This window comes from Kosmotoga pacifica, assembly GCF_001027025.1.
GTDB lineage: Bacteria > Thermotogota > Thermotogae > Petrotogales > Kosmotogaceae > Kosmotoga_B > Kosmotoga_B pacifica.
Genome location: NZ_CP011232.1, coordinates 2,127,121 through 2,137,343, shown reverse-complemented (window position 1 = coordinate 2,137,343; position 10,223 = coordinate 2,127,121). Strand labels below are relative to the sequence as shown.

Sequence of the window (10,223 nt, the reverse complement as noted above, 5' to 3'; positions counted from 1 at the left end):
ACCTCCAGCGAAGCTTTTTAATATTATAAAGAAAAGAGAGTGGTAATACCACTCTCTTGATGTTAAATATCATTCACCAATGAGTTCTCTCTTCCTTTTCACGAGGAAACTTGCAACATAAATGCCCTTGGTGCCGCGTCCAAACCCCGCGTCCATACCACAGCTAACGGCAAGGTCGTTGTTGATCTGCGTTCCACCAGCTATCAGTATGATTTTGTCTCTGATTCCCTTTTCAATTGCCAGTTGGTGTATCTTCTTCATATTTTCAACATGGACATCGTTGTGGGTTATTATCGTGGAAATAAGGATCGCATCTGCTCCCGTTTCGATCGCTGCATCGATAAATTTTTCTGGCGGGACACTGGTGCCAAGGTAAGTGTACTTGATACCGAATTTTTCGATACCTCCGTGCTTTATATCCAGTATCTCTCTCAACCCGACGGAATGTTCGTCGTTACCGGCAGTACCCGCCACTACTTTCATAGGGTATCGAGAAATGAACTCACTTATCTCTTCTTCCGGTAAAGTTTTGGGCTTTTCCGGCAGTGTGAGTTCATCGCGCCGTACCTTGAATGGCACCCTCGCCTTCAGTTCCACATATGTCCCCTCACTCGGATGAAGCAGCGTTTTGCTTATCACCGTGGGCTCCTGAAGGCCAAGCTTTCTGGCGATGGCGATTGCTGCTGCCTCAGCATGCGCCTCATCATCTGGAATAGTCATATCCAGTTGGATCCAACCGTCACCCCACCATTCAACTTCTGGGCTCATAAGGCCTTCATCGCGTTCCTTAACAACCTTTTCCATCCTGAGGTATACGTTGTCCCGTTCATCTAACTCGTCGATGAATTGGATTTTTTCGGGTTTGTGGAACGTACAGCCTCCAATAAGATCACAAGGTTTTTCGAGTCCTTCGGGCAGGTTGTTGTAACCGAAATGTTCACAAACAGGGGCAAAATAATCTGGATCTCTGGAGACGACACTACCAGCTCCAATACCACCATCTTTGGGTCTGGCTATTCCATCGCCCAACCTTTCCGGATAATAACCATTATCGACGAAGAAGCCCTTTTCTACCGCTTCAAAATACCCTCCGTTTTCGAGAATCTCTTCCATAAACAGTATTGCACGCATTTTGAGTTCTCGGATTTTAGGTCTTACAACCTCCTCGTTCACTTTTAACAGGTCCTTTATCCCATCAAGGGCGAGCAGGGTGTGTTTAGCCGTTTCTACTCCTCTTATAGAATTAACGTGCCAGGGTACATTTCTACCTTCATCCGGGGTGATCGTCGATTGAAGATCGGCCTTGGTCAATCTGGAAATCAATGTATCGAGGACGTGTATCCTCGTCGCATCGAAGAGATCTGACTCGATATACCGGGTATTCATCTGTGCCCTGAATTTAAACCCTTTGAATAGTTCTCTAACAGTGAGGGCATAGATGAAATTCATTTTGAATTCAGGCGCAGGAGAGACTACAGGCGGAACGGTTGATAGGGCAATGTTTTCTTTTTTCATTCCAGCTTTAATAGAAAATGCACAGTTGATGGCATGTTGAACCAGAAGTTCTGGCATTACTTTCCATGCCATTTTCGCCGATGCATTGGCGTTGTGTGCACCATCTATCTGTAACATATCTGCCCAGGCCATTATCCTCTTTGCGACGGCCGCGTCAACAAAGGAACGTATCGGGTTAATTCCCCTGTACAGCACGTTATATTGGGGATCCTGATGGGCGCCATTGACACCTTCCTCAGCGAATAGCACAGCGATCTCTGGTCCAGCGACTCCGCTCACATAACTGTGAAAGTTAATGGGCCTGCCAACTTCGTCTTCAATGATGTCGAGGGCTTTTCGCGTGGCGCGTAGTTGTTTTCTCGTTATCGGGATACCCCCTATACCTTCAGGTGTTCCCTCGATGAGTCCATCCATATGGCTCTGTCCGAGTGTACGGATCACCATGATATGATCCGCTCCGTGCCAGGCAGCCATACGCATTCGTCTAATGTCATCTTCGAACCTTCCGGATGCTATTTCAGAGGTTATAACGACATCGGGCTGTGGATCAATATTTCCAAAGTAATGCGCAGCCGGTAAAGGAACACTGTTCTTCAAAGGTTCGGAGATCTGATCGTACTCAAATGGCCCAACTTTAGTACCTTTTGGAAGTTGTTTTCGCCAGCTCCAGCCCCTTCTCCTGGGCCTATAGTACTCCAGATCTTTCAAGATCTCCTCAATTTTCAGTTTTTCATTCGGGTTCAGCATCATTCTTCCACTCCTTTGAAGAGCCTTTCAACGATCTCCCAGTGCTGACCAGAAGCGAGTTCTCTACCAGTTTCGAGAATCGGTTTTCCCAGCTCTTTTGCCGTTCTGTAAACGATATGTCCGGCTCCCTTTCCCAACAGACCGAAATCAAACACTTTTTCAACGATGGCCTTTGCCTCAAGGCTATTGAATCCCATTCTGAGTAATACCGAACGCTCTATTGAGGGGCTTGTATGTGTTCTGGCCAGTTCTATTAGAGGATCTACTATCTTCTCTGCCAGTTCCCAGAAATATCTATCGAGTTCTTCATCGGTCATATTTTGCAGGTGCTTACTTCTCTGAAGGAAGTCATCCTTCCTCATTTCAGCCATTTTCTATTACCTCCCTGAACATTCTAATGACTTCATCACCACTCGTTTTAAGGTCCATGGCAAGAAATTCTATGTCATCATTCGTCAGTTCGCGATGTCCCCTCTTTATAAGCTCTTTTAGATAAGACTTACGCAGCTTTTCTAGGGGAATTTCTATGGCTTTTATCTGCTCTGGACTCTCGGGAATGACGATTCGCTCACCAGGTTTATCAAGAATTGATGGATCGCCTCTGAGAATCTGTACACCATTTTTGACAGCAAAAGAAAGTTGCGCACTGGGTAGTTTCCCCGCACCAGTGTACTCCGTCTCCTGAACGACCACTATATTGTCTTCTGGCAGTTCTCTAGCAAGACTTATCGCAGCAGTGAGTGAGGTGTTGCCTGCCGGACCGCGCTGCATACCTTCTAGCCGGGCAAGCATTTCTGTTACATAAAAGACTTCGCCCTGACTAACCAGAAGATATCTGTCCATATATCTCAAAGCTCTCGCGGCGTTTCGAGGAACGTCGGAACGGTCGGGATATACCGCGAAGGGAATGCCAAATCCCGTATGTCCCGTGGTGAAGGACTTTCTGTTGAAGTCCCTGTCGCTGGCCATATGTAACCCGGTGAGGTTAACACTGGCTGCCACGATTTTGGTATCTAACGCACCAGCTTTCAGAAGCCCTCTGGCGGTTCCAGTAAGGTTGCCACCACCAGCATGGGTGATCACAACATAATCTGGGTCTTTCCCGATCTCATTTCTACATTGCTGGACAAGCTCATAACCAAGAGTTTCAACACCGGCTATTCCATAAGGCGTATAAAGGGAAGCATTGAAGAACCCCGTCTCTTCCAGCAGCAACAAGAAATAGTAAAACAATTCAGGTCCGACGGTTAGCTGAACCACTTCCGCTCCGTAAGCTTCACAAGCCCTGCCTTTTTCGAGAATCTCTGGCTGTCCGATTCCACGGCTGTCAAAAGTTTCCTGTACTACTATGCACTTCAATCCTCTTTTTGCTGCTTGTGAGGCTACCGCCGCACCATAGTTACCACTGGTGGCAGCAATGACACCGCTGTACCCGAGCTCTTTCGCTTTGTAAACGCTAACTGAGGCTCTTCTGTCTTTGAAACTACCGGAAGGATTCGCAGCTTCGTCCTTCAGAAAAATCCTAGCACCCTTTCCTGGGTCGGCCAGTTTTCTGACCAGCTTCGTTATATTTCGCAACTCGACTAGTGGGGTGTTCCCTACACCTGTCTCTCGCTGTATGCTCCTCACTTCATCGAGCGTATAGCCAACTTCTTTCATCATTCGTTCGTAATCGAAAGCGATTTCGGTTATCTTGTACTTTTCATAGTCAATGCCAACAGAACGCTTCATGATTTCGTTTCTGCGACTCATTACAGCTTCGTAAGATTTATTCATCATCATCACTCTCTTTCAGAGAATCGATCAACCTTGAAAATTCTCGCTCGATTTCCGCAAGAACCGGGACGTGTTCTCCGAAGTCATGAATATATCTAGGTTCTATTGCCACTAGCTTTCCTTTGACCCTTCGACCGGTCGCAGTCTCCACTGTAACATCGTCTCCCAGGATAGCTTCGGCATCAAGGAGATAACCCTTCACTCTCATCTCTAGTGGAACCCTTTTGGTATCTTCCGGAATCTGAGGAGCTCGTTCTTCCGGTTTGAGAATGATAGATTGTATCTGTACCCACTGTCCCTTTTTAGCCTTCAAAATATCACCTCTTTATTTCCTTAAAGAGAGTGCTCGGTACGGGTAAATCGAGCATTGTTAGCAAGCCAGGATCAGCTTCGATCACGTGAGGAATCATATTGGTGGCTACAGCTATTGTCCCTTTCCCTCCAGGTATTTCCGGCTTTATGCTCATGTGAATCTCTGGATCACCATAGATATCTATATAATCCCCTGTCTCAACTCCCTCGGCCTCTGGATGTATCTGCTGTGGGTGTATGAGTTCAATGACTTTCTTATCCCCGACATAACCCCGTCCTATATGCCGACAACCAGCGACCATTCCCGGCTTCACATGAACAACCGGGGTACTCCTTTCGGTTTTTGAGATTATCGGTTCCCTAACTTCCTCTATCTTTGTTAGTTCCCAACCTAGGGCATCTGCGATCATCCTGATAGACTGCTGGAATCCAATATGTCCGACGATGGTACCTTTCTTCAATCCTTCTTCGAACTCTTCTGGTGTAGTACCGACTCCCTGGGTTTCCATAACGGTTTTTCCAAAGGGAGAGAGGTCGTTTATTCTCCGAGCTTCAATTCTCTCAACGTTCAAACAGGCACCTGTTAGCGTAACGATCAACAAATCGAGAACAAATCCAGGATTAATGCCCGTACCTAGAACAGAGATACCGTTTTTCAGTGCAATGCTGTTTATTATCTCCGATTCTTCCGGGTGTGAATAGAATGGATATGCCATTTCTTCAGCAATCGTGATCACGTTGACATGGTGTTTAGCGATCATTTTTATCTTTGGTAAAATTTCACGGACAAAGGAATTCGTTGCAATGATGGTAATATCGGGATCTGTTTCTTTAATGGCGAGTTCGATATCGCCATATACCTTACAACCATATTCTCTATCGTCCCCGATAGCCATACCCACATCTTTATCGAGCATATTAGTGTTACGTTCTACTGCCCCCACCAACCTGAGCTCTTCTTTCTCAACAACATTTCTGGCGATGCCACTCCCCATTGCACCTAAACCCCAAACGAGAACTCGGTAAGCCATTTTTTCCCCTCCTGTGTTAGTTTTAGCCATTCAAATAGATGATAGCAAAAAAAAGAGCCGTTATCTAACGGCGCTATCTTCGAAAGAAGTTGTTAGGGTTCTTTTATTGCGTAACTTCCCTTTTATATTAATTTATGCATAGTCGCTGAAGAAAGAACAGGGTTCTAAAAAATCACACCTCAAAGGCAACTCTGTTGACTTCCTCGATCGATGTTATGCCTTCCACGACTTTCATAATGCCGTCTTCATACAGAGTGATCATCCCGGTTTCACGCGCTACCCTTTCTATTTCAAAATCTGAAGCGTTCTTTACAATGAGTTGCCTCAAATTGTCATCGACTATCAGAACTTCATGAATGGCCGTTCTCCCCCGATATCCCGTTCCCCTACATTCGGGACACCCCGAACCGGGAACGTATTCAAAGAATTCTTTTCTGTCGGGGAACAACTTCTGAGCTGTTTTGATGGTATCATCTCTGAGAGGTATTTTGACCTTACAGCTACTACACAGTTTCCTGACGAGTCTTTGACTCACGATTCCAACCAGCGAAGCCCCGAGCAGATATGTGTCAACTCCCATATTTATCAACCTTGACACTGCTCCAGCGGCGCTGTTAGTGTGTATGGTAGAAAAAACCAGATGTCCTGTAAGAGAGGCCTCAATGGCGAGTTGCGCCGTTTCTCTATCTCTAATTTCACCTACCATGATGATATCCGGGTCCTGACGCAAAAAAGCCCTCAAATACCTGGCAAAAGTAAGACCTATCTCAGCGTTAACCTGACACTGCGTTACACCTTCAATTGTATATTCCACAGGATCTTCAGCAGTTACAACATTCACTTTCTCGGATGTCACTTCGTTCAGGACACCTACCAGAGTGGTGGATTTACCACTACCAGTTGGTCCGGAAACGAGTATGATCCCATGGGGTGCTTTCAACAGTCTTTCAAAACGCTTGAAGTTATAATCGCTCAACCCCAGTTCGTTGAGCTGCTTTTTGGCATTTGACACTTTTAAGATCCTCATAACTACCTTTTCACCAAAAACCGTGGGCATGGTGGAAACTCTGAAGTCATACTGTTCTCCGCCAGCCCTTTTTAAAAAAAATTTTCCATCTTGTGGAAGGCGTCTTTCTGAGATGTCGAGTCCACACATGACCTTTATCCTTGAGACAACAGAATTATGGGCCTTTCTAGGATAAGTCAGGATTTTCCTAAGGATACCGTCTACTCTGAACCTTGCTACTGCCAGTTTCTCAAAGGGTTCCAGGTGGATGTCACTGGCATCGCTTCTAATCGCGTTATCGAGGATTGAATTGATAAATTTGACAATGGGGGTATCCTCGGGACCTTCTTCACCCTCTTCTTCAGATAAGTCTTCTTCTTCCATCTCAAAAGTGTGTTCGATGATCTCACTTGAGGTTGTCTCTTCATAACTGGCGTGAAAGAGGTTTTCAAATACCGGGGGGGTGGTGAGGAGGATTTTGACGCGGTGACCCGTAAGAAAAGAGATCTCTTTCTGTATTTGAGGAACTTTGAGAACTTCCGTGGTAACAACAACCAGCGTGTTTTTTTCAGGAAGGTACTCTATGGGAACGATCTTCAGTCTTTCAGCGACAGACTTTGGAATCATCCGCAGCAGTTCAGTGGGTACCATGTTTGGGACATCTTCCAGAAGCTCAATTCCGTACTGCTCAGAGAGGGCCGTGTAGATATCTTCCCAGGAAATCAATCCCATCCCCACTAGTACCTCACCCAGGGGCTTTCCTACTTTTTGCTGTATCGATACGGCTTGTTGAAGGGCTTCAGTGGTAATAAGCCCTCGCTCCAAAAGGAGCTCTCCAAGCCTTTTGTAAACCCTCAAACTTCTTCCTCCTCCTGTGTGTCAAGACCGAAACGGTATATCGCAGGAATGTCCGCGGTATCACCCATTATTTCCCCTTCTTCGGTCTCGAAGCCAGCAGCTATCAGTGTAACGTGCAGTTCATCTTCGGGCATCTCCGTATCAACTATCAGTCCGAGTTTCACATCGGCATCTTCGCTACAATTTTGACGTACAATAGCTGCGGCAACGTTCATTTCCCTCAGTGTTATATTCCTAGCCGATACATTGAGAATAATACCCATAGCGTTATCTATCGGCTTTTCAAGCAATTTACTCTCCATTGCTGATCTCGCGGCTTCTTCTGCACGACGTTCACCCTTACCAATTCCTATGCCAAGCATAGCCGTTCCAGCTTTTCGCAGTATGGATTCAACGTCAGCAAAGTCCAGATTAATGTAACCGCGTTTGGTTATGAGTTCTGAAATCCCCTTTATACCGTGATGCAAAGTATCGTCGGCCTTTGCAAAAGCGTCAACTATGGAAGTGCTTGGCGGTAGTTCCTGTAGTAGTTTGTTGTTAGAGATCCTTATCAACGTGTCTACAGTGTCTCTAAGATTTCTCAAGCCCATGGCCGCTACTTTCAAACGGGTGTTACCCTCGAAGAAAAATGGAGTCGTAACCACCGCTATGGTCAATATTCCTAGATCCAAAGCTGCTCTGGCAATAACAGGAGCAGCTCCTGTACCTGTCCCACCACCCATACCAGCAGTAATGAATAGCAAGTCAGTATCCTCGATATGCTTGATGATCTCATCAATACTCTCTTCCGCAGCCTGCCTTCCAATTTCGGGATCCCCACCAGCACCCAATCCACGGGTAAGGTGATTTCCAAGCTGGATTTTGATGTCTGCTTTGTTGTTTTCCAGAACTTGCACATCTGTGTTGGCTGCTATAAAGGTTACTCCGTGAATGCCTTCAGAGATCATCCTGTTGATGGCGTTGCCACCCGCACCACCTACACCTATTACTTTAATGGAAGGCAACCGCACTTTCCGTTCATCTTTACCATAGTTTATCTCAAAACTCATCTTCAACACCTCCAAAGAAGAGGGATTTTATGAAATCAACGAAGCTCCTTCGCCTCTTTTCAACAGCTAGAATCGGCGCCACCATATTGGATTCCTGTTCGCCGATTAGGTTACCAAGGCAGGAACTGAAAATAGGATCATTCACCGTATCCTCCCCATTCTCGATCCTGGGGTTAAAACTCGTATCGTAAGTACCTACCCTTACGGGCATTTTCAAAGATTCTATACCTGTGTCACTCAGTCCCCTGAGTTTTGCTCCGCCACCGGTGAACACGACCCCTCCAGGGATTCCCTCTTCGAGGAACTGATTATTTTCACTGAGGAATAACTGTATTTCCCTTCTTATTTTGTTGAGTAATTCTTTCACTCTCGCATAAATTATCGTGGAAAGCTTTCTTACTGAGACCCGTTTTCTAGTTCTTTCATCAAGTCCAAAGTACTCAACTATGCTTTCTGCTGAGGGCGGGTGCATACTTGCATAACCACTGGTAACCAAAAGCCTTTCCGCTTCATCCAACGAAGTTCCAAGTACCATCGCAATATCTCTCACTACATGCCTGACCCCCACTGGTATTCTGCTGATATGCATTGGCAAGTTTTCCTTGTAGATCACCATCTCAGAGAAAGCGTGTCCAAGAATCACACAGGCTACACCATGTTGTTTCTCGGTATCCGTCAGAACCGCTTCAGCTCCCGAGATAAGAGAAGGAAGAAGGATAAAATCTTCAGAGCCTAGAAGCTCTTCGAAGAGTCGGCGAAAGATTTCCGTTGTCCCGCCTTCACTTGAAACAAAGACCATTTCAAGATCCAACTTCTTAGCGGACATATCAACAGGGTTGAATACTACTTTCTCATTATCAATAATGTATTTTCGAACATATCGCTTATGTACATTCAGATTTCCCTGAAGTTTCTTCTGGACGATGCCTGCCATGATGTTATCTATCGTGCTTTGTGTGACAACTATGGGCTTTTCATCCGACAGTATTTCTTCTATACTCTCAGAGAAGACGGAATATGCACCATCTGTGAAACTGATCCGGAATTCAGCTTCGATTTCTTTCTTCAGCTGCCCTGTCAGATCATCGATTAGCTTTTGAATGGATTGTTTTAAGGCAACAGCGTCTTTGACATCCCCTTTATCAAGGCCAACAGATTTCACACTCCCATAGGCCTCAAGGAGCATCTGACCTGATTGTTCGACACTAACCACAACTCCCTTGATAGTATTGGTCCCAACATCAATCGAAACTACGTAATCTCTCCCCCGTGGCATATGGTTCACCTCACCCTCATCAGTTTACCATCACTGAACAGTAAATACTCGCTCATGTCCTCCGCTTTGACAATCTCTTCCAGAACCTCACTCTGCTTTTCCACTAGACTATCCCATTTGAAAACTTTGAGAACTATACCCCGTCGAAAAAACAACGTTCTGCTTTTATAATCAATAGCTGAAAGCCTTTTCAATAGGGCATTATTACTATAAATTGCATCGAGAACATTAAAGAAAGGCTCGTCTACATCCAGTAGGGTATAACCGCTTTCGGTGTTAACAAAGCTCAACCCACTTATAACCGGGAAAATTTCTATTTCTTTTGGAGTCGCGAAATCGATTATTTGATTTTCACCAATCCAGTAGTACTTTCCGTCCCAAAAAACAATACACTTCGCTTCGTCAAGCAAAAACTTCTTTGGGCCAACTTCCATGGTTCCCGGCGGATTAATTATATCAATTCTCCACTTTCTTCGAAAAGCGTCAGGAAAAATAATAGTGCGTGCTTTGTTATCGTTACGCGAATAGAGCTTAATCTCCACCCTGTGTGGATCTGTAAAAACCACTTCAACAACCATCCTGATCAGTGCTGCGAACCAGATCGCCGCGAGACAAAAGAGAACAATAATAATCCTTCGTCTCAACATATCGCA

Annotated in this window: 9 protein-coding genes; all 9 read right to left on the bottom strand. The window is 45.4% G+C overall.

Going from position 1 to position 10,223, the window contains the following annotated elements:
- Positions 1-69 precede the first annotated feature (69 nt).
- Positions 70-2,262: a D-ornithine 4,5-aminomutase subunit OraE gene (gene oraE, locus IX53_RS10210; protein WP_047755615.1), complete on the bottom strand. Its 2,193-nt coding sequence runs from the start codon at positions 2,260-2,262 to the stop codon at positions 70-72.
- Positions 2,262-2,633 (bottom strand): ornithine aminomutase subunit alpha, encoded by a 372-nt coding sequence (locus IX53_RS10205; RefSeq protein WP_047755274.1) that lies wholly within the window; start codon positions 2,631-2,633, stop codon positions 2,262-2,264. The genes oraE and IX53_RS10205 overlap by 1 nt, the downstream gene beginning before the upstream one ends.
- A complete protein-coding gene (gene ortB / locus IX53_RS10200; RefSeq protein ID WP_047755273.1) occupies positions 2,626-4,041 on the bottom strand; it encodes a 2-amino-4-oxopentanoate thiolase subunit OrtB in 1,416 nt (471 codons plus the stop codon). The genes IX53_RS10205 and ortB overlap by 8 nt, the downstream gene beginning before the upstream one ends.
- Entirely contained in the window at positions 4,031-4,351 is a 321-nt protein-coding gene (gene ortA / locus IX53_RS10195) for a 2-amino-4-oxopentanoate thiolase subunit OrtA (RefSeq protein ID WP_047755272.1), read from the bottom strand. Before ortA ends, ortB begins: the two co-directional genes overlap by 11 nt.
- Positions 4,352-4,355: 4 nt before the next feature.
- A complete protein-coding gene (gene ord, locus IX53_RS10190; protein ID WP_047755271.1) occupies positions 4,356-5,381 on the bottom strand; it encodes a 2,4-diaminopentanoate dehydrogenase in 1,026 nt (341 codons plus the stop codon).
- Positions 5,382-5,553: 172 nt separating this feature from the next.
- On the bottom strand, positions 5,554-7,245 hold the full coding sequence (locus tag IX53_RS10185; RefSeq protein ID WP_047755270.1) for a GspE/PulE family protein: 1,692 nt from the start codon (positions 7,243-7,245) through the stop codon (positions 5,554-5,556).
- Positions 7,242-8,294 carry a cell division protein FtsZ gene (ftsZ, locus tag IX53_RS10180; RefSeq protein WP_047755269.1) on the bottom strand — a complete coding sequence of 351 codons (1,053 nt, stop codon included), beginning with the start codon at positions 8,292-8,294 and terminating at the stop codon, positions 7,242-7,244. The genes IX53_RS10185 and ftsZ overlap by 4 nt, the downstream gene beginning before the upstream one ends.
- Positions 8,284-9,570, bottom strand: coding sequence for a cell division protein FtsA (ftsA, locus tag IX53_RS10175; RefSeq protein ID WP_047755268.1), 1,287 nt, complete (start codon positions 9,568-9,570; stop codon positions 8,284-8,286). The genes ftsZ and ftsA overlap by 11 nt, the downstream gene beginning before the upstream one ends.
- Before the next feature lie 5 nt (positions 9,571-9,575).
- Positions 9,576-10,217, bottom strand: a complete 642-nt coding sequence (locus IX53_RS10170; protein WP_082128561.1) for a DUF4894 domain-containing protein — start codon at positions 10,215-10,217, stop codon at positions 9,576-9,578.
- Between the last annotated feature and the right edge of the window lie 6 nt (positions 10,218-10,223).